Source organism: Chitinophagales bacterium, assembly GCA_041392475.1.
Taxonomy (GTDB): domain Bacteria; phylum Bacteroidota; class Bacteroidia; order Chitinophagales; family UBA2359; genus JAUHXA01.
Genome location: JAWKLZ010000002.1, coordinates 1109895 through 1131637, shown reverse-complemented (window position 1 = coordinate 1131637; position 21743 = coordinate 1109895). Strand labels below are relative to the sequence as shown.

The following is a 21743-nucleotide window of genomic DNA, read 5'->3' as shown; positions in this document are numbered from 1 at the left end:
AATTAACATTATACAAATATTGCAATTGCTAAGATAATAATTTCTACTATAAAATTCAAGCAAAAAAAGCTCTTTATTTTAATCAATATCAAATATTTGTGCCTTATCGTTCAAGCACTATCTATCATGTTGGAGGTTTTGTGTGCTTTGGGAAAGTCAAAATGTGCTAACCACTTGTTTTTCTTTTTACAGAGTTTAAGAATATTATCTTTCATGGGGCAGGAAGGCACATTCTTAGCTGTCCATTCCCGAAGCCTTCTTATATGTTGTGCGAATTGTCTTTTTGAAGTAGTTCGATAAGCCTCCCACACCTTATCTGCTGCTGTATTGAAATAGTCTTGAATCTTTTTTGTAGCTCTGTCTCTAATTTTTAGAAAGGCGTGTAAGAAACATTCAATGACTTGAATATTTGGATAGAGTTTTTGCCATGCGTTCTGTGTAGCTGTCCACCCATCTGTATTTACTGTATTAGGTTGGTAGTCAGATGACACATCCTCTGCTTCTTGTTTGAATACACCATAAGCTTCTTCCAAAGAATCCGCATCTGCGCCAGAAGAAACTTCCATACCTAAAAAACAGTTTTGTCCCACAGTTGTAGCCACATAAGCTTTTTTACCTTGTATTTTTACATGGTGTTCATCTGCTAAAATATCGGAAGGTAATTTTTCTGGGTCATGGATGGTTGTGCCTACAATGCTATAATCACTAAAACAATTATAGAGGCGGTACCACCACATCGCATTGTATCCAAAAGCAAATGCCAATGCCCAGAAAGGAACACCGAACCGCTTTAAGAACAAGCCTTTAGAAGCTATATACGTCTTCGCTCTGCAATAAGGCAGAATGAAACTTGGGCGTATTTGATAATTTTGTCCCGCTACTTTTATTTTTCGCATTTGGATATTCATTTTTTTCGACGGCCGAGTTTTGCCGTTAAGCACATAACCTTTAGTCATTTGTGCAGGAAATAACTCGGGGCTTGTTGCCCATATTTCGCTAATTATTTGGCGAGCTATTTTTGGGTCGTTTAAAAATGAATCGTATTTATTTTCCAAAATCGGTAATACAATCGTACAATTTTTGTTAATTTGAGATGCCATTGAATTTGCACTTGTTTGGTTCGTACTTTAAACATAAGCTTTTTCAGTGGCTTTTTTATTATCACAGCAAAACGTTACAATCAGAAAACTTCAATCTACCCAAATGCCAAAGTCCATGAATTGAGAACCTTGTTGGGTGAACTACCTGCAATAGTAGGAGAAAACGATAGAGTCTTCTTCTACTATTGCAGGGTATGGTGTGGCAATTGACAATGAAGAAGATTTACCACAGGGATATTTACTCCCTGCCGATGCAGATGAAAACGAGATAGCGCAAGCATTCATCTCCATGAATGAACTCTATGCAGCCCTTGAGACTTTGTCTTGTAAACATCTGCTATTGGTTTTAGATTGTTGTTTTTCAGGAGCTTTCAACAATGGCAAGAAAATTAAATAAACACTTAAAAACTCATTAAAAAAACAGTCAAACAAATGCCAAACCAAACCATCTCCATCTATGCCCTATTTGTCGCCATCAACAACTACGCCTACATCAGAGGACTAAACGGCTGCATCAACGATGCCAACAACCTACAAGGCTACCTCACCGAAGCTGCAGAAGCACAAAACCGCAAATTGTGCGTTGAAGAACTACACAATGAAAATGCCACCAAAGAAAACATTGTCCAACGCTTCAACGAACATTTGGGTCAAGCCACCGAAAACGACATCTGCCTTTTTTACTTCTCGGGACACGGCGCACAAGAAGACGCTCACCCTGCTTTCAGACTACATGAAGAAGACAACAAATTGGAAGTCTTGGTGTGTCATGAAAGTCGGGTCAGTCAGCCCAGTAGTTTTTTGGCAGACAAAGAACTGCGCTACATGATTCACCAACTCTACCAAAAAACCAAGGCACAAATCATCACCATTTTTGATTGTTGCAATTCAGGCACCAACACAAGGGACAAACTCACTGCTCGTAGCTTTAGGCGGGCAGCCGATATTGGCAGCAGAGAATGGGAAGACTTTCTTTTTGCAGAAACCACCTCGGAGGAATCTGTCCGAAATGCCGCAGCTTTGGGAGAAGTCTTGCCGCAGGGCAATCACATTCAGTTGGCGGCTTGCGAAAACAAACAGTCTGCCTATGAGGTGAGGGGTAACGGAGAAACGAAGGGGATTTTCACGAGCGGTTTGGTGGCTTTGTTGCGCCAAACGAAGGGCGACATCAGCTACCAAGAGTTGATAAGTGTGTTGCGATTGAAGATTCAGGGCAGTTACAAACAAACGCCTCAACTATACACCAAAGGAAATGAACTCGGAAATGGTCTTGCTTTTCAGTCTTTTTTGGGAGGCATTACCCAGCATCAAAAAGAGTATGATTCAATTGTTTACAACGTGCATGAGTACAGTTGGATATTGGGTAAGGGAGCTATCAATGGTATTTCGGCAAGCAATCCACACCTTAAAATCGAACTGTTGAATGTGGAGGAAAAAGCCATCGAACAGGCTCAAATTCACGATGTGCAGTTGGATTATACCAAACTCAGTTTTTCAGAAACAATGCAATTGGATGAATTGTTCACCTACAAGGTCAAAGTCACAGGTTTGATTGCCAATCCTTTGAATGTCTATTGTATGGGAGAGGAAACGGTTATTGCAGCATTGAAGGAATATGTCCATGCGGCTGACAACGATTTTTCTTTTCTGCAATGGGTGGACGAACCTCACTTTGCAGATTATTTTGTGAATGTGTGCAACCATAGTTTTGCCATTCGCCTTCCCTTCAATGATTTACCGATTACCGCCAACATTGAAGGATACGATGAAACGGCTATAGAACAGCTACTCAGTTATTTGAAATACATTGCCCGATGGACTGCTATCAAAAATTTGGAGAATCCACACAGCAATATTCAACCAAATCCGCCTTTTGAAGTAGAGATTTTTAGCAAACAAGCAGATGGTTCAGAAGAAAGTTTAGAGGTAAAAGATGGCAAGGTGCAAATTGATTACACGGGAAGAGAGAATGGGACCAATGACCGTATGGCAGAAATTCGTATTCGCCTTCAAAACAATACAAACAGGGATTATTACTGTGCTTTGGTCTATTTGGCGCAGGATTTCAGCATAGAGCCTGAATTTTTGGAGGGAGGGGTTGTGGAATTGCCTGCTGGTCAATCGGTTTTTGCAGTTGGCGGTCAACATATACCTGATACCCAATCTGCTTTTATTCAGCACTACAACTGGAAAGCCGAAACGCATTATCTACAACTCATTATCAGCACCCACACTTTTGAGGTTCAAATATTGAGGCAAGATGAACTGCCTATGCCTTCTACTCGAAGGACAAGAGGAGGTGAAGATACAAGAGGTGTTCCTCCTACAAGAAAACTAAAACGGCCAGATTCTACAAGCGACTGGACTACTCAACTAATTGAGTTGAAGATGCCCAATCCTGATTATCAAGAAGAAAATGATACTCCAATTTGACAAAAAGGAATAAACCTAAAGCCATCTACACCCTGAAACGGAATTGAAGATGGTGAATCCTTATTTTGTAGCTTTGAACAAGAACTCACAATTGAAAGGAAGTACACTTGACTTTGTTGAGTAATAGCGAAATCCAAATTTTCACACAATACAAGCTTCTTTTTCATTAAACCTTCTTGTTCAAAGCTTAACGAAATAAAAAAAATGCGAGCCACCTAATCAAAGGCAACTCGCATTTATTTTGGGGTTAGTGAAAGTACTTTTTTTCTTCTCTCAACCAAGTTGAAGAAGTGATTTGTATCTTATTATTGTCTTGTCCACCCCGCAGTCCAATCTTCTGTGCTTCTCACCGCTCCAATAAAAGAACCAGGTGAAAACCAAGAATCTAAAGTGCCAGGATCTTTAGCGTTTTCAGAAATTGTTCCTACATAGCCAACCAAGCCACCCATACCTGCCAAAACAGTATTGGTTGCATCGTTTTCAAAAACAGGAGCATCTTTCCAAGGTGTGCCATTGCCTGCCAAAACAGAATTTTTGACCACCAATGAACCATTTGTCATGTTGTCAGTAGTGACAGTACTTGCTGCATCTTTATCAGAGTTCGATACACGAATACCGTATTTAGGGAAACCTGTTACAATCGCATTGTAGATTTTACCTTTTGTACCTTCACGCAAACGCATACCTGTGTTTGAAGCATCACCATCATCAAAACCAACAAGAGTCACATTCGACAATGTTGGGTTGGAGTAAGGAGAAGCAACATTGTCATCACCATTATTGTCTGCTTCAAGACCTCTATCACCAGCTACACCAAATTGATGGGCTACCCAAAACTGACCTTTTCCTGTCCAACCGAATGTCCAATCGAAAGAATCGTCTTCACTTCCTGAAGAAACAGCATATTTTACATTCACTGTACCACCAAAAAATTCAAAACCATCATCAGAACCTTTGTAGGCTTGAACATACTCTACGGTTGTACCACTACCCACACCATTGAAGGAAAATCCGTTCAATTCATTGTCAGTACCCAAAATTTTACCCGCATATTCTACACGTACATAGCGAATCACACCAGAGTTATCCGCATCATTGCAGTTGGTGTTGTCACAGCCATACGTACCTGTACCACCTTCACCAACACCTTCACCGATGTTTACAGTAGCGTAGCCATTTACGATAAGACCACCCCAATCACCAGGGCTAGCAATCCCGCTTAAGTCTTTGATAGAAGTCAATACAATAGGAGCTGTTTTTGTGCCTTGTGCCATGATTTTACCACCTCTTTGAATGGCAATAAAAGGAGTAGTGCCATCGTCAGCAGCATACACAGTTGTACCTGCTTCAATATTTAAAGTTGCGCCATTGTCAACAAAAATACCCCCAGAAATCAACCAGTTTTGATCGGCAGTCATGGTGAAATTGCCAGCCAATGTACCGACTACTTTGCGGAAAGAAGTTCCATTGATAGTTTCATCTGTGATAGTCAAGCCATTGTCAATCGTTACATCAAAACTACAAGTAGCAGTTTCGCCAGTAGTATCGTCTGTTACAGTGTACGTTACTGTTGTGGTACCGTTGTCATATACGCCACTTGCATCACTACTATTGGTTACATCATTGGTAATCGTAAAATTACCAGAAGCACCCGAAACGGTGGGAATCGCAATCGTGACATTGTTTGTAGCACTTGTCACATCGCCTCCACAGGCAACGGAAATTTTAGTACTTGGCGTATCGTCTTCTTTCGTACAGGCAGAGAAACCCACTGCCAAAAATGCGAGAAACAAGAATACACCTGACCATTTGGTTACAAAGTTGTTATTTGTAAACATTGTAATTAAAAATTTAATTATGATAATAAAATAATAAAATGTAATTCTAAATATTAGAGAGTGAATGTCTTGTGATGTTTATGAAGACACACAAAAATAAACTTTCAATGTTAAGAGAATATAAACTTTGTGTTATAAAATAAGTTATCGAACACTTGGTATAAACGGTGTTCGATAACTTATGTTTATCTGTTCTAAAAATTGTATGACAATTTGATGCCTGCCGAAATGCCTGTTTTGTAATTGTCCAATTCAATTGTACCCGCATCTGTATCTTGCTGCAATCGGGTACTTGGATTCAATAAGTTTTTCACACTGAGGTCAATCCCAATGTTTTTATTGAGTTCATTTTTCACGATTAAATCCAATCGGTGAACAGGCAATTCATAAATATCACCCAAACCGCCATCTGAATTTGGAGCTTTTACACCCACTGAGTGAATACGTTTGCCGAATACATTGTAAACAAGCGTAGCATTTGTATTCCACTTTTCGCTGCGTTTTTGGTAACTCAAGTCAAAATTGACCAAGTAAGGAGATGCGCCCTGCAATGCTCGGTCAGGATTTGTCACCACCACACTTACTTCACCTTGAGGCAATAAGAGTTTGTTGGCTTCATTAATCTTGATTTGAGAATACAAGTAAGTAGCATTTAAACCAGCCGTCCAAGTATTGGTAAAATCTTCGCTGCTCAAAAAGTTCAGTTTTTTGCTCAACTCCAATTCAACACCCGCCAAAGTTGCACTTTCGATGTTGGTGAAAGACTGCAAACGACCACTTGAAGCGGCAATGTTGAGGCGTTCAATTGGGTCTTGAAGGTATTTCCCAAAAGCAGAAATCGAAACCAATTCGCCACGAGTCGGATACAACTCATATCTCAAGTCGAAATTGTAGTTTTTGCCGTTCTGCAAAAGTGGATTACCAATTGTACGCTCTCCTGCAAAAAATTCTACATACTCAAACGGAGCCAATTCTTTGAAGCCAGGGCGTGAAATCGTTTGACTTGCAGTAAGCCACCAAACTTGCTTTTCGCTTGGTGTAAATTTGAAGCTCAAAGAAGGCAAAAGGTATGCTTCGTTCAAGGTTGGTTTTTCGGTGATGCTCGGCTGCTGCTGGTTTTTAAACTCAATGCTCTGTTCTGCACTTTCGTAACGTGCACCCGCCAACAACTTCAAGCGATTGGGAATCAAATCGTAATCACCCAAAAAGTAGGCTGCCCAAACATCCAGTTTTGAAGTATTGGCAGAAGCGGGGTCATCTCTTTCGTCAAGATAGAAAGCACCATCACTGTGATTGGATTGACTTAAGTACGTATCAACCGCATCTACATCCAAACCTCCTTGATCAAAGTTTTTGAGGTTGTAGTTGAATTGGCGGTAGTCAAAATCCCTTTCTTTTGATTTTAGGTTTCCACCCAATGTCACCTGCAATTTTGCTTTGTCTGTTCCTTCGTATTGAATTACATCATACACTGCTTCAACTTTACTCGCCATTTCAGTTTCTTCTAAATTGCTGTAAAATCGGTGATTTTCGTTTACGTCAATGTCATTAAAGATTCGCCCTTTGTTGTCGGTATCCAAAAACACAAATTGTCGTCTATCGGGTTCTTCTGATTTGGCAACATTGTAGGTTTGTGACCAATTCAATTTCAAACGGTTGCCCTTCAATAAATCATGTGTTCCTCCCAATTGACCTGTCAATAAGGTGTTTTGATTGTAGGTAAATCGGCGGCTAAACAGTGGACTTGAATAATCGAAGTGATTGCCATAGGCATCTCTTGAATTATCTGAAGAACTGTTCACCAAAATCCCATTGAGGGTGATTTTGTGGCGGTCGTTGAACTTATAGGTCATGCTCGCCAATGCAGAAGTATTGGTCGAAAAACTGTAGTTGATATAGTCATAGTCAATGCGAATGTCTCCTTGTCGGTTCACCAAACGATACATTCCTTCTTTGATGCTGTAGTCATTGTCATAGGCTACGGACAACAAAACACCCAAGCCAGAATCATTGCCAGTGGAGAAGAAATTGCCAAAAAGCAAGTCAAAACTGTTGCTTACTGGGGCTTTTTTGTAAACGCCATTGCTGCTGTTGTCAAATGATAATCCATCTCTGCGGCTGTCATAAGAAGCAATATCGCTAATTGAAGCAGGGGCTTGTCGTCCATCTTTGCTAAATCCCAAGTAACTGCCACTAATACTTGGCGAACTCAAGAAGTTTTTACCTGTTGTCACCGAATTGAAGCCTGCGCCAATGCCCAACTTCAATGTTTTTGTACTCGGATATTCTTTGGTTTTGATGGCAACTGTTCCTCCAGCTACGTCTCCATAATACTGAGGTGAATACGATTTGAAGATGGAAAGGTTTTCGACAATATCGGTGGGGAAAATATCGAGAGGAATCACCTTTTTATCAGGGTCAGGGGAAGCAATCGGTAGTCCATTGAGTAGCGCATTGTTGTATCGGTCGTCCATGCCTCGCACCAAAAAATACTTGTTGCCGATAACTGAAATACCTGCTACTTTTTTCAATCCTTCAACTACATTCGACACCCCTTTTTTACTCAACTCTTTTGCACCAATGTTTTGGGTCAAAGCCGTGGCATTTTTTCGGTCAATCAAATTCATCGTTTGACTTTCTCGGTTTGCCTTCTCTTTCACTGTCACAGTTTCGATTTGAATATTTTCTTGGGATAAAGCGTGATTGAGAGTGAGGTTTTGTCCTTCTGCAACAGTAATATTCAGAGTGTCGGGTTTGAATCCTACAAAACTAAAAACAACTCGGTGTGTGCCTGCATCAACTTCAATGGAATAAGCACCGTCAAAGTCAGTAGTGCTACCCAATGTTGTTCCTGCAATAGAAACCGTTGCAAATGGAACTGCTTCTTCGTTCGCTGCCGTTTTTTCGGTTACTTTTCCTGAAATATGAGCTTTTTGAGCAAAACAATTAGCACTGAAAAATAGGGCTATTAAAAGGACTAAAAGCCTTTTGTGAAAATTCATGTTTATGATTTTATTTCAATAAATAATTCAAAATAAACTTATTACAATTGATAGAAAAAAATCGTCATTGTAATTCAGCTTATTAGACGTGCAAAGTAAGAGAAAAGCTATGATATGAAGGTTAAGCTTACATTAAGTTATCGTAAAGTTACACTATGCTAAAACCTACATAATTTTCGATGTTTGAAGAAAGTGGAGAAAAGGACTTGAAGGTTGTGAAAGGATTGTATCTAAAAGGAACTTTTCTTTTCACATCTCTGTTAATGTGCTGAAATACAAAGCTCATCTAAAATTATAATAACTTCTTAATCATGACAAAACAAGAACACTTTATCGACAATACAAATGCCAAAATCCACTGCATTGAGTTCAACCGTCAAGAAAACAATATTCCCTTAATCATCATTCCCGGTGCGACTAATTCTGCCGAAGAAATTGAGGAGGCTCTATATGGAAAATTATTGCACCATCATATCATTGTAAGTCTCAGAGGACGAGGCAAAAGTGATTCTCCAAAATCGGGTTATACATTGGACGACCATGCCTCCGATGTTTTGGCAGTAATGCGTGAGCTGAACATAAACAATTGTTATTTATTTGGTTACTCCATAGGGAGTACTGTTGGAGTCAGGGTAGCTGCGACTATACAGGACAAGGTGAAAGGGCTAATTATGGGTGATTACGCACCTTATTTCCCCCCATTCAATGAGAATTGGGCTGTAATGGTACGAAAACATGCAGATAGAGCCATTTCAGAAATTGCCATAGATGGATTGGTGAATGAAGGAGAATATACGGAGGCCGCTGGTGATTTTGAGCAGATTACCTGCCCAGTGATGTTGGTGAAAGGAGGAAAAGAAGGCAGTCTTTTTCCAAGCGAAGCCATCCCTTATATGCAAAAACTAGTGCCTGATTTGCGACTTGAAATATTGGAGGAAAATGACCACGATATTTTTAGTCCACGACCTGATAGACTGGCAGCAGTTATTGAGGATTTTCTAAAAAATTAGAAATGCACCAATTTTTGCGTTTTTACTATTGCAAAATCCGCAAAATTATTGTATCTTAGTCAGCATAAACCAAACCTTAAAATTCATGATAACCTCTTCTTTCAATTCTTTGAACAATAATTTTTATCCTTCTCCAAATTCCCTCAAAAGTGAGCATTATCAACCTTTGCTCATTGGCGATATGCTCAATGTCCAAGCATTGGCTAAAGAATCGCAAAAAATCAAAGACTCCAAAGAAAAACGCCCAAATTAGGACGCTTTCAGCAGGTTTATTTTTCCTTCAAATTCTTGTTTGGCTTTGATTGCAAACAACTGCTGAAACAAATGTAGGGCTTTTTGATGGTGGTTTTCTGCCATTATTGACAGCATACTTTTTTCTTTGTGGGTTAGATTAGAGGCTTCCGAAGTGTTCCTTGCTTTGGAAGCCTTTTTTTGTTGAAGAACTTGTTGTTCATACATTTGCCAAAGTTCAAAATGAATAAAAGCCTTTTCTTCCTCTTCCTCACTATTGTCCAGCAGAGTCTGCAATTGTGCCGTTGCAGTGATTTGTTCACCCATTTTGAAGTGTATTTTTCCCTTCAATAATTGTGCTTTAAACAACATGTCCGTTCTTGTAATCTCTCGGCTGATATCTATAGACTGTTTCACCCAATCCAACGCCCGTGAATATGTCATCAACTCATACAAACACAATGCTTTTGCCCAGTACCATTCTGCTAGAGAATATTTGAAGCCAATGTGGTGATGTCCTTCAATAGCTTTGTCTAAATAGGGCAAGGCCAGTTCGCAATTGTTTTTATGGTAATGCACCATTCCTATATTTCCTTCTGCAAAAGCCTGCAATCGGCGGTCTTTCATTTGTAAAGATAGGCGCAAACTTTTCTCATAATAGGAAAAAGCTTCATTGTACAAACCTTTTTGCATAAATGTATATCCGATGTTAACAATCGTGTAAGCTATTCCATGTTGATAGCCAGTTTTTTCGAATCTTTTGAGGCTTTTTTGGTAGTAATCCATTGCCGAATCATAATCATCCTTAACCGTGGCAATCGTTCCCATATTGGCGAGATTCATGGCCGCATTTTGTGGGGAGCCTATTTTTTCAAATAGTTCGTAGCTTTTTCGATAACAGTCCATTGCCGCTTCATGATTGCCAATTTGATTGAAAAGACTGCCGAGGTTTCCCAAAGCCGTTGCATGGTTTTTTTCATCGCCCAATTCACTTGCCAAGCTAATTTGCTGTTGAAAACATTTGGCCGCTTTCTCATACTCCGAAAGATTGATATGCACCACGCCCATATAGCCTATAGTATTGGCAATCTGTGTTTTGTTGTTGGTGGATTTATAGGCAGTTAGGATTTGTTGGTAAAGATTCAATGAGGTTTGATACTTTCCCTGCAAACTGAAAATTCGGGCAAGATTGAATTGAATTTCGATTATATAGGCTTCATTTTTGAACATTCTTGCCAGTTCCATTGCATCTTCATAGACTTCTTGGGCGGCATCCCATTTGCCAATTGTCCGAAGAACCGCCGCTTTTTTCAAGAGTATTTTCCATGTCAAATCGGGGTCTTTCAGATTTTGAAGTTGTTTCAACAAACGCTCAAAAAGGTCTAAAGCCTGTTGGTTCTGAAAATTTTCTTGGGCGTACATACCTGCTTTTTCGAGGTACTCAATGGATTTGATAGTGGTTTCGGCTTTTTCATAGTGAAAAGCAATATCGGCATATTTTTCTTCATGATTCTTAGAGTAAAGCCCTTCCATTGCCACTGCTGCCAATTGATGTAATTGCCGTAAACGTTCCTTCAATTGCATATCATACGCCATGTCTCTCAACAAGGTATGCCTAAAAATGCCTTTTACTCCTTGTAACAAATGCCATATTTGTTCGGTTTCGGCAACTTTGGTTTCTGCCAAAACGTTGCGATGAAGTATGGCTGATAATAACTGAATGTCAAACTCTCGCCCCAAAACAGCAGCTACTTTTGTCACTTCTTTTACCTGTTTGGAAAGGCGGTCAATGCGTGCCATCAGCAATGCTTGAATGCTATCTGGAACACTGTCAACCTGTTGGGTAAGTTGCCAAGTTCCAGTACGGTTTTGCAGCCATTGGTTTTCGCCAAAAAACCGCAGTAACTGTTCTACAAAAAAAGGATTGCCTTTGGAGCGTTCTACCAATACTTTCAAAAGTGGCTTACTCAAAGGAATCCAACCATTGTTGTTGTGTTGGTTCAACTGTGTTTCGGCTAAGGCTTTCACTTGTTTGGGCTGCAAATAGGTCAATTCTATAATGTGATTTGACAAGTTTTTGAAGGGTAAAAGTGCCTGACTTCCATCGTCTTTGTAGCGAGCTGTACTCAATAGGGCGATAGGGTAACTTTCCAAATTGTTGACCAGTTTTTGTAGTAAAGCAATGGAATCATTATCCAGCCATTGACTGTCTTCTAAGTGTATCACCAATGGTTGAAGCAATGATAAGACTTTGAGAAAATTTTGAATGGCTAAAATGGTATTTTCGTATCTACCCTTTGCGTCCAATTGCTGCATTAGGTTTTCTTCTGAATAGGTGATTCCAATTTGTGATGCGAGAATAGATTTGGTTCTCAATAATTCACTTTTGGCATCATTGAGTGTGTAAAATAAGGGTTCGTGTGGTTGATTTTGAAGCTCTAAAGATGCAATGTTTTGGTTGAGTTGGAGTACTAAAGACTGAATGGCGGTATCAAAATGGTCTTTTTTTGCTGATGGATTTTGTGATTTTGGAAATCTAAAATGTGCTGCAAGCATATCTTTGAACGGCTGAAAAGGCTTTTGAAGAATGGGGTCGGCTGTGATGTGTATCCATTGTGTAGTTGAAAATGTTTTTTCCTTCAAAGCATAGGCCAAGCGGGTTTTTCCGATTCCTGCTTCTCCAAAAATATAGGTAATTCCACTAGGTTTCCTTTCAAAAATAGGTGCAATTCGGTTGCTCAGTAACTTCAACGTATCCCCCTGTCCAATGATGGGCATATTGTTTTGTTGAACAGTTTTGTTTTCGGCACTTCCAAGATATTCGTAGGTTGCAATTGGGGTGTTAAATCCTTTGTAGGAAAATACACCCTTTTTTCGAAAGGTAAAATTGGGGTGTGCGGCAATGTTTTCTTGAACCCAAATTTCTTGCCATTGGGCTTGCATGGTGATACGAGCGGCCATGTTCACGATGTCACCCAAACAAGTATATTCACATCGGTATTTTCCACCAATGATTCCCGCATAGACTTTTCCTGTGGTGATGCCCATGCGAAATTGCAGCTTATTCAAAATTTCCCATTCCTTGACTTCATTTTTGACTTCTTCCACAAAATGCAATGCTCTTGCAAGGTCATTTTCGTAGGCAACTGGTGCACCAAAAAATCCTATCATTAAGGCTCCTTTATCCCCAAAGTCAATTTCTTTGAGGTCGCCTTTGTAGCGAATGATGTGCTTCAACACAATGGAAGCAAAGGTGTTGAGTTCTTGATGTGTGTGAATATTTTTGAAGGAAATAAAAACGGAAATAATGTTGCGGAACTCTCCTTTCTCACGAAAAGTTATGATTTCACTCGGAATGAATCGGTCGAGAATATCGCTGTTGATGTCGGGTAATTGGGGTGGGTGAGATTTAGAAAATATCGTGTTGTTATGACCTTCAAATCCTTCAAATCCTTCAAAACGAAAAATATCGGCTTCAATAAAGCTACCGATGAGAGGCGTTTTCTTCAATGTTGCCTTAAAATTTTGACTCAGTATGGTTTCCCCTTTATTTGCCTTTTGTTCGGCATAGGTTGCTTGATTAATTGCAATGCCTCGGAAGTAAAATTTGCAAGCCTGAACCCCCATGATATATTCGTCACCTACGATGCCCCAATCTGTTTGTCCGTAAGAGAGTCCGATTTTTACCTGCAAATCAAAATGGCCATATTTGGAGTATTGTTTGCCATGTTCTCGAAAAAAATCTTGAATAGTTTGGGCGCATTGAAGGGCTGCAATGGCAGTGTTTTTTGGAGTATTGGGTTTTTGAATCGGAAAAATGGCGGTGAAGGCATCTCCTGCAAAGTGGGTGATAAAACCCTGTGCATGGTAGATTTCTTTGACCATCACTTCAAAAATGGAGTTCAAGATATTGGACAATATTTCTGCTCCTTCTTTTTGTCCTTTGTCCATGAGCTGTTGGGTCATAGGAGTAAATCCTGATATGTCGACAAATAATACACAGCCTTCAATGCTACCATTGAAGTGACGAGCGATATACTGTTCTTGAATGAAGTGAGGTATAAATGGCTGCATGTTAAGGTTGAAAAAATGAAAAATTTTGAAGTGAAGAAGCTAAAAATACACTCTTTTATTAAACGAAAAAAGGCTTTAACAGTTCAAAACTGTTAAAGCCTTTCAATATATGTTTAAAATCGTACTTTACTGAGCATCTACTTTTCTCGACATCATGCTTTCTTTCATTTGTTTGAAGTCCAATTTTTGTTTGGTCGTCAGTACACTTTCAATAGAAGCATTGCGATTTTGGTAAACACCCATTACTGCGCTTATAAAAGCATTGGTGTCATTATCTTGTAGGTTGTTGAATGTCAGTCTTTCCTGAGCTGTTTCCAAGTTGATTTGGTAAATAGTTTGTTTTTGCTGTTCATTCAAGGATAGCTGTGTAGTCATGATGTTGGTCAATTCTTGAGCAACTTGTTCAGGATTGATTTGGAAGTCAGCAGCATTGTAAACTTTCACTTTACCAGGCAAAAATACTTTTTCAGTTGAAGATGCTTGATCTTGAGCGAAAATATTTGTAGAAAAGAGTATGGCAAATACGCTTAAAATGGACAAAATCTTTTTCATTGTATTATGATTTTTAAGTTAATTGAATTTTTGTTTAGTATTGATGATCTACGTTTTTAGATGTTGAGTTTGATTCTTAGTTTAAAGATAAATTGTTTTTTTTTGAAAAAAAAATATTAATGCTTTCTGTGAACGTAAAACGAGTTGGCTTGTGCGGTGCAAGTTAGCATGATTTCGTTGATATTCACATGGGCAGGTCGAGTTGCTGCGAAGTAAATGGTTTCTGCTACGTCTTCCGCTACCAAGGGTGTTAAGTTTTTGTAGACGTCGTCTGCTTGTTCTTTATTTCCTTTGAAACGCACGACTGAAAACTCGGTTTCGACCATTCCTGGTTGAATAGAGGTTACTTTGATACCATGCTTCAATAAATCTATTCTCATTGCTTGACTTAATGCTTCAACAGCATGTTTTGTGGCACAATAAACATGCCCTCCTGCATACACCTGTGAACCTGCCGTAGAACTAAGGTTGATGATGTGTCCTTTTCCGTTTTGAATCATCATCGGACTAATCAATCTACTAACGTATAAAAGCCCCTTAATGTTTGTGTCAATCATGATTTCCCAATCTTCAATGTTTGCTTCTTCAAAACTGCTTTTGCCCATTGCCAAACCTGCATTGTTGACTAGTACATCAATAGTGCGCCATTTTTTTGGTAGATTTGTAATAGTATCCTGCACAGCGGTATTGTCACGCACATCAAAAGTCAAGGGTAAAACGTTTACGCCATAAGTTGCTTCAATTTTTTGTGCAACACTGTCTAAACGCTCCTTTCGCCGTCCTGTCAGGATTAAGTCCCAACCATTTTGGGCAAAAAGTAGAGCAGTTGCTTCTCCAATACCTGCGGTTGCTCCCGTTATAAAAATAATCTTTCGTTGATTCATATTTATGCTTGTTATTGATTTGTTTTACCAAAGGTTATTTATTTTTGTTGAAATTAAAAATAAAATTGAATGAAACGATTACTCATTAGTGTACTTTTCAGTATTTCTCTATTGAACGGTTGTACTCCTCCCGATAATTCCACATCTGCAAAAACTGAAGATGCTAAAACGGAGATGGTTGGAAAAAAGAAACCGATGAAAGTGCCAGAGGTGATGGACTTTGCCGAATTTCAAGAACGAATCAAAACAACTGATGATACCTTGTATATCTACAATTTTTGGGCAACTTGGTGTATGCCTTGTGTGAAGGAAATGCCTTATTTTGAGCAGGTTCACGATGAGTTTGCTGATCAAAAGGTAAAACTCATTTTTGTGAGCTTGGATTTTATAGATATGCTTTCTACCAAGTTATTGCCTTTCATGATTAAGCGTGATTTGAGTGAAGATGTGTGGCTGTTGAACGAACGTAATCCCAACAGTTGGATAGACAAGGTAAGTGAAGAATGGACGGGTTCGATTCCTGCTACCTTGTTCTCACATCCTCCCTCCAATTACAAAGCCTTTTATGAACGCTCTTTTGAATATGAGAATTTGAAGGAAGTTGTAGAACAGGCATTGAAGGCAGTGCGTAAATAATAAAATGACCATGAAAAAATTTCTCAAAGATTATTTTACCTTTTCCAAACGAGAACGCAATGGTTTGTTGGTATTGTTGTCCTTGATTTTGGTTATGTTGCTATTGCCCTATACTTATCCTTATGTTGTTCATTCTGAGCCAACAGATTTTTCGGATTTTCAGGCAGATATAGCCATGTTTAAAGCTGCCGTAGCGGCACAATCAGATGATAGTGAATATAGTAGCAAGAGAGAATGGGAAGGAGATGGCAATCATTTTTCTGAAAAGGAATACCCCAAAGCTTCTTTTGATTTTAACCCTAATGAGTTGACTTATGAGCAGGGGCGTACACTTGGATTGAGTCATAAAATCGCCTTGCGGATAACCAACTTTCTAAAAGCGGGCGGAAGATTCAAGAAAAAGGAGGATTTGAAGAAGATTTACGATTTTTCGGACGAAGATTATAAGCGGTTGGCTCCTTTTGCCATTTTTGAAGAAGAAGTGAATGATAGAGGAGATGGTGAATCCAGTAAAGGTTTTGAAGGTAAAAAAGAGAAGAAATGGGATAATCAAAATCCATCTGATAATCCAAAAGAAACGTTTGAAGTAAAATTATTTCCTTTTGATCCCAATAAATTAAGCTATGAACAAGGCAGGCAATTGGGATTGTCGCACCAAGCTGCAAAAGCATTGGTGGGTTTTGTGAAGAAAGGGATGGTTTTTAGAGAAAAGGAGGATATTAAGAAGGTCTATGGCTTTACAGAAGATGACTATGAAAGATTGGAGGATTTGATTACAATTGAAGCAAAACAAGCGTCTGATATTGCACCAAATAAGGACGAAAGTATCGAGAAAAAGGAACGTCCTAAGACTTTCCAACAATTTGAGGAGAAAGAGCCTGTTCTTGTTGATATCAATACTGCAACGGCTGAAGATTGGAAGAAAATAAAAGGAATTGGCAATTCTTTCAGCAGCCGAATTGTGAAGTATAGGGATTTGTTGGGTGGTTTTACGAATCCTGATCAATTGAAGGAAGTATATGGATTGGATGCCATTTTGTATGTAGAGATAATGGGATTTTTGACAAATAATTCTCCCGAAAAGATAACTACTATCAATATCAATACTGCAGATGAGTTTACACTGAAACGGCATCCTTATATTGACGAAAAATTGGCAAGCAATATTGTTAAAAAAAGAACAAAAAAAGGTGATTTCCAATCAGTTGATGAAATTCAGAATATTGCAGGGGTGGATAATGCCTTGTTCAAAAAACTATCTCCTTATCTAAGTGTTCGTTAATTCAAAATTGAACGAATTTGGTTTGTAATTGTATAAAATGATATAGTTTCGATTCAATTTCCAAAACTACTCAACTACCAATTGTGTTTCTTCAATGTGAAACAGTGGAACTATATAGTCCAGAATTTGAATAATATATAGCAATTATAGAATGTATATGCAAGAAGTATTAGAACAACCTTCGATAGACTTTGCGCCATCCGAAAATCAGGAGATGATAGCAGCAATGGTGCGCGACTTTAGTGAAAAACATATTCGACCTTATGTAATGGAATGGGACGAGTCGCAAGAGTTCCCTGTTCAACTTTTCAAAAGTATGGGGGAGTTGGGAATGATGGGAGTCTTGGTGCCGGAGGAATACGGAGGGGCAGGTTTGGGTTACTTTGAGTATGTAACGGTTATTCGAGAAGTTTCGAAAGTTTGTGGATCTATTGGATTGTCTGTTGCTGCTCATAATTCTTTGTGTACCAATCATATATTTACTTTTGGCAATGAGGAGCAAAAACAAAAATGGTTGCCGAAGTTAGCAACTGCCGAATGGATAGGATCTTGGGGGTTGACTGAACCTAATACTGGTTCTGATGCCGCTCGCATGAAAACTACTGCGGTAAAGGATGGTGATTATTGGGTGTTGAACGGTACAAAATGTTGGATAACCCATGGAAAATCATCGGATATTATTGTAGTGATAGTTCGTACAGGTGAAGTAGGAGACAAACATGGAATGACCGCATTTGCTGTTGAGAAAACAACTCCAGGCGTATCTGGAGGAAAAAAAGAAAATAAGTTGGGGATGAGGGCATCTGAAACAGCAGAGGTGATATTTGACAACTGTAGAGTCCATAAAAGCTGTATGTTAGGTCAAGAAGGTGAGGGCTTTGTTCAAGCTATGAAGATATTGGATGGTGGACGAATTTCGATTGCGGCCTTGTCATTAGGCATTGCAGAAGGAGCTTACCTTGCTTCAAAAAAATATGCAAAAGAACGGCATCAATTTGGGCAACCGATTTCCAATTTTCAAGCCATTGCCTTCAAATTGGCAGATATGGCCACCAAAATTGAAGCATCAGCACTGTTGATTATGCAAGCAGCCGACCTGAAAAATAGACATGAAAAAGTAACTCTTGAATCTGCAATGGCAAAGTACTATGCTTCGGAAGTAGCGGTTCAAGTAGCTACTGATGCAGTCCAAATCTATGGAGGTTATGGTTACACAAAAGAGTTTCCAGTAGAAAAATTCTATCGTGATTCAAAATTGTGTACAATCGGAGAAGGAACTTCTGAAATCCAGAAAATTGTTATTTCGAGAGAGATTTTAAAGTAGTTGGGATATGAAAATTTAAAATAGATTAAGAGTTTGAATATTAATCTATTATATGAATATAGTTAGCTTTTCCTTTTATTAAGAGATATGTCAACTTAAAAAATGTTGTGATTATGCTAATTATTGTTTAATTTAGAATATCCTAAATACCCATTTATGCACAAAAGCCATTTTCTAAAATATCTCGAATACGAAAAACGTTGTTCTTCTTTGACCCTCACAGCATATAAGAAAGATATTGAACAATTTATCGCTTTTCTCACAATAGAATATTCTATTGAAGATTTAACTCAAGTTCAACACAAACAAATTAGATATTGGGTTATTTCCCTGATTAATCAATCTTATAAAGCAAGCAGCATTACCCGTAAACTGCGTTCTGTCAGTAGTATGTATAATTTTTTGGAAAGAAAAGAATACATAGAATGCAATCCCTGTATAGGGGTGCAAATCCCCAAAATTCCGCACCGACTCCCTTCCTTTGTTGAAGACGAAAAAATGCAATCCTTGTTTAATAAGATAAGTAAGGCTACAGAATTTAATCAAATTAGAGATCATATAATTATTGAACTATTATATGGTACAGGTATGAGGAGAGCGGAATTAATTGGATTAACCATTTCTGCAATAGATTTTCCCAATCAACAGTTAAAAGTGTTGGGTAAAGGAAATAAAGAGCGTTTGCTTCCAATTGGTAAAGAAATCAAATCTTTGCTTCAAAAATATCTCCAAATCAGAATCAAAGAATTTCCTGATTGCCAAGAAAATATCCTTCTACTCACGGATAAAGGTAAAGCACTCTATCCTAAATTTGTTTACAATCTTGTTAACAAATACTTGTCTTCAATCGTTACTAATACCCATAAAAGTCCGCACGTGTTGCGACATTCATTTGCGACAAATTTGCTGAACAATGGGGCAGATTTGTATGCGGTAAAAGAATTATTAGGACATTCAAGTTTAGCAGCAACACAAATTTATACACACAATTCGATTGAGAAACTCAAACGAGCCTATCAAATGGCGCATCCACGAGGAGAATAGTCAAATAATTTTAATAACACAAACAATGTATCTTCCTATTTAATTAACTAGAAAACTTCTTGTAAGGTAGAAGTACATTTTTTCCAATATTTTTTGATATTGGAACTTATTCAATCATCAAATAGTTTTGGAAAGTATGAATCGTTTCAGAAGTTTTCATAAAAAACATTCCTATGAGAATACACATTCAGGCAATTCAGTTTACAGCTAGTGAGCAGTTAATAGAGTTTATTGAGAAGAAAACTGCAAAATTAGAACATTTTTATGACCAGATTATAGATGTAGAAGTATATTTGACTCTAGATAATAAAAGTAGTCAAATTAAAGATAAGGTTGTGCGTATCAAGGTAAACTTACCTCGTATGCAATTAGTCGCAAGTGAAAGAAGTAAATTATTTGAAACGGCAGCAGATTTATCTATCGAGTCCGTCACTAGGCAGTTGAAACGGTATAAGGAAAAACTGCGGGGACAATAAGAGAAAGTTTTTTTTATAAAACTTGTTTTTTTTGCTCAAGTTTCTGTATCTTTGCACACCTTTTCGAGAGAAAGGGTATAAAATAAAAGCAGTTCTTTTAAAAAGCATTCTTAATAACCTGAAAATAAAGTCAATGAGATTTTTTGTGCAAGCAAAAAACCCATTGACTTTATTTGGCATCAAATGGGGGGATACCGAAGCGGTCAAACGGGGCAGACTGTAAATCTGTTGGCTACGCCTACGTAGGTTCGAATCCTGCTCTCCCCACATTCAAAACTTTACAATTCGAGATTGAAAGAGCTAAATTCTTTTTTAGAAATATTAGATTTCAATTTTTCGATTAGGCGGGAGTAGCTCAGTTGGTAGAGCATCAGCCTTCCAAGCTGAGGGTCGCGGGTTCGAGTCTCGTCTCCCGCTCTTTTTGTTCAGTTTACTGAATTGCCGATGTAGCTCAGGGGTAGAGCGCTTCCTTGGTAAGGAAGAGGTCATGGGTTCAATTCCCATCATTGGCTCTTGTAAATTGCTATATTTAGAAGTTTGTATAAATTCGGTTTAAAATTCTTAAAAAAGAGAATCAAAAATGGCTAAAGAAAAATTCGACCGTAGCAAGCCACACGTAAATATTGGTACGATTGGACACGTCGATCATGGAAAAACTACCTTAACAGCTGCAATTACTAAAGTTCTGGCATCACAAGGGTTGGCTGAAGTGAAAGATTATGATTCAATCGATGCGGCTCCTGAGGAAAAAGAGAGAGGTATTACAATTAATACAGCTCACGTAGAGTATCAAACAGCGAATAGACATTACGCACACGTTGATTGTCCTGGTCACGCTGACTACGTGAAAAACATGGTGACAGGTGCTGCTCAAATGGACGGGGCTATTCTCGTATGTGCAGCTACTGACGGTCCTATGCCTCAAACCCGTGAACACATCTTGTTGGCACGTCAGGTAGGAGTGCCTAAGATTGTTGTGTTTATGAACAAAGTGGATTTGGTGGATGATGAAGAATTGTTGGAATTGGTAGAAATGGAATTAAGAGAGTTATTAGATTTTTATCAATTTGATGGCGATGAAACACCAATTATTCAAGGATCTGCTTTAGCAGCACTCAATGATGATGCTAAGGGTATTGACTCTATCAATGCTTTAATGGCTGCCGTGGACGAATATATACCTTTACCTCCAAGAGCAGTTGATTTGCCATTCTTGATGCCTATCGAAGATGTGTTTTCTATCACTGGTCGTGGAACTGTTGCAACAGGTAGAATTGAAAGAGGTGTGGTAAATACACAAGATGCCCTTGAAATCGTTGGTTTGGTTTCAAAAGACACTAAGCCTATGACTACTGTTTGTACAGGTGTGGAGATGTTTAGAAAAATTTTGGATAGAGGTGAGGCTGGTGATAATGCAGGCTTACTGTTGCGAGGTATAGATAAGAAGCTGTTAAAAAGAGGAATGGTAATTGCCAAACCTGGTAGCGTTAAACCACATACTAAGTTCAAAGCAGAAATTTATGTGCTTAGTAAAGAGGAGGGAGGGCGTCATACCCCATTTTTTAACAACTATCGTCCTCAATTTTACTTCAGAACAACGGATGTAACAGGTTCAATCTCACTTCCTGAAGGTGTAGAAATGGTTATGCCTGGTGATAATGTCACGATTACAGTAGAATTGATTTATCCTATTGCAATGGAACTAAACTTGCGTTTCGCTATCCGTGAAGGTGGTAGAACTGTAGGTGCGGGTCAGGTAACAGAAATCATTGATTAAATAATATTGATTGGTATAGCTTTATGCTGTTTCATTCATGAAGTTATATTTTTCTTGGTAGTGTATAATAAATAATGAAA

Annotated in this window: 15 protein-coding genes and 3 tRNA genes; 12 read left to right on the top strand and 6 right to left on the bottom strand. The window is 38.5% G+C overall.

The window, feature by feature from the left end:
- Nucleotides 1-110: 110 nt before the first annotated feature.
- Nucleotides 111-1100 carry a hypothetical protein gene (locus R3E32_17955; GenBank protein MEZ4886617.1) on the bottom strand — a complete coding sequence of 330 codons (990 nt, stop codon included), beginning with the start codon at nt 1098-1100 and terminating at the stop codon, nt 111-113.
- 432 nt (nt 1101-1532) lie between these two features.
- Between R3E32_17955 and R3E32_17950 the strand changes: the two genes are divergently transcribed.
- Entirely contained in the window at nt 1533-3533 is a 2001-nt protein-coding gene (locus tag R3E32_17950; protein MEZ4886616.1) for a caspase family protein, read from the top strand.
- A gap of 305 nt (nt 3534-3838) precedes the next feature.
- On the opposite strand, the gene R3E32_17945 is transcribed toward R3E32_17950, so the two are convergent.
- Entirely contained in the window at nt 3839-5371 is a 1533-nt protein-coding gene (locus R3E32_17945) for a hypothetical protein (GenBank protein MEZ4886615.1), read from the bottom strand.
- A 194-nt stretch (nt 5372-5565) separates the two neighbouring features.
- Nucleotides 5566-8373 carry a carboxypeptidase-like regulatory domain-containing protein gene (locus R3E32_17940; protein ID MEZ4886614.1) on the bottom strand — a complete coding sequence of 936 codons (2808 nt, stop codon included), beginning with the start codon at nt 8371-8373 and terminating at the stop codon, nt 5566-5568.
- 311 nt (nt 8374-8684) lie between these two features.
- On the opposite strand from R3E32_17940, the gene R3E32_17935 reads away from it, so the two are divergent.
- Entirely contained in the window at nt 8685-9383 is a 699-nt protein-coding gene (locus R3E32_17935; GenBank protein ID MEZ4886613.1) for an alpha/beta hydrolase, read from the top strand.
- Between the two features lie 85 nt (nt 9384-9468).
- Nucleotides 9469-9636 carry a hypothetical protein gene (locus tag R3E32_17930; protein ID MEZ4886612.1) on the top strand — a complete coding sequence of 56 codons (168 nt, stop codon included), beginning with the start codon at nt 9469-9471 and terminating at the stop codon, nt 9634-9636.
- Here R3E32_17930 and R3E32_17925 read toward each other — a convergent pair.
- The 3 genes from R3E32_17925 to R3E32_17915 form a co-directional block, all read right to left on the bottom strand.
- Nucleotides 9633-13688 (bottom strand): tetratricopeptide repeat protein, encoded by a 4056-nt coding sequence (locus tag R3E32_17925; GenBank protein MEZ4886611.1) that lies wholly within the window; start codon nt 13686-13688, stop codon nt 9633-9635. The genes R3E32_17930 and R3E32_17925 overlap by 4 nt on opposite strands.
- 126 nt (nt 13689-13814) lie before the next feature.
- Nucleotides 13815-14240, bottom strand: a complete 426-nt coding sequence (locus R3E32_17920) for a hypothetical protein (protein MEZ4886610.1) — start codon at nt 14238-14240, stop codon at nt 13815-13817.
- A 116-nt stretch (nt 14241-14356) separates the two neighbouring features.
- The gene (locus R3E32_17915) at nt 14357-15124 is read right to left on the bottom strand and encodes an SDR family NAD(P)-dependent oxidoreductase (protein ID MEZ4886609.1); all 768 of its coding nucleotides are present in this window, start codon (nt 15122-15124) and stop codon (nt 14357-14359) included.
- 69 nt (nt 15125-15193) lie between these two features.
- Here R3E32_17915 and R3E32_17910 point away from each other — a divergent pair, with 69 nt between their 5' ends.
- The 9 genes from R3E32_17910 (at nt 15194) to tuf (ending at nt 21663) form a co-directional block, all read left to right on the top strand.
- The gene (locus R3E32_17910; protein ID MEZ4886608.1) at nt 15194-15760 is read left to right on the top strand and encodes a TlpA family protein disulfide reductase; all 567 of its coding nucleotides are present in this window, start codon (nt 15194-15196) and stop codon (nt 15758-15760) included.
- A gap of 10 nt (nt 15761-15770) precedes the next feature.
- Complete coding sequence (locus R3E32_17905; protein ID MEZ4886607.1) at nt 15771-17042, top strand: helix-hairpin-helix domain-containing protein; 1272 nt, start codon at nt 15771-15773, stop codon at nt 17040-17042.
- Nucleotides 17043-17199: 157 nt separating this feature from the next.
- Nucleotides 17200-18366: an acyl-CoA dehydrogenase family protein gene (locus R3E32_17900; GenBank protein ID MEZ4886606.1), complete on the top strand. Its 1167-nt coding sequence runs from the start codon at nt 17200-17202 to the stop codon at nt 18364-18366.
- Between the two features lie 123 nt (nt 18367-18489).
- Nucleotides 18490-19410: a tyrosine-type recombinase/integrase gene (locus tag R3E32_17895; GenBank protein MEZ4886605.1), complete on the top strand. Its 921-nt coding sequence runs from the start codon at nt 18490-18492 to the stop codon at nt 19408-19410.
- 173 nt (nt 19411-19583) lie between these two features.
- The gene (gene raiA, locus R3E32_17890; protein ID MEZ4886604.1) at nt 19584-19886 is read left to right on the top strand and encodes a ribosome-associated translation inhibitor RaiA; all 303 of its coding nucleotides are present in this window, start codon (nt 19584-19586) and stop codon (nt 19884-19886) included.
- A gap of 185 nt (nt 19887-20071) precedes the next feature.
- A tRNA-Tyr gene (locus R3E32_17885) sits at nt 20072-20153 on the top strand.
- A gap of 77 nt (nt 20154-20230) precedes the next feature.
- Nucleotides 20231-20303 (top strand) — tRNA-Gly (locus R3E32_17880).
- A gap of 23 nt (nt 20304-20326) precedes the next feature.
- Nucleotides 20327-20398 (top strand) — tRNA-Thr (locus tag R3E32_17875).
- Between the two features lie 68 nt (nt 20399-20466).
- Nucleotides 20467-21663 (top strand): elongation factor Tu, encoded by a 1197-nt coding sequence (tuf, locus tag R3E32_17870; protein ID MEZ4886603.1) that lies wholly within the window; start codon nt 20467-20469, stop codon nt 21661-21663.
- Nucleotides 21664-21743: the final 80 nt, after the last annotated feature.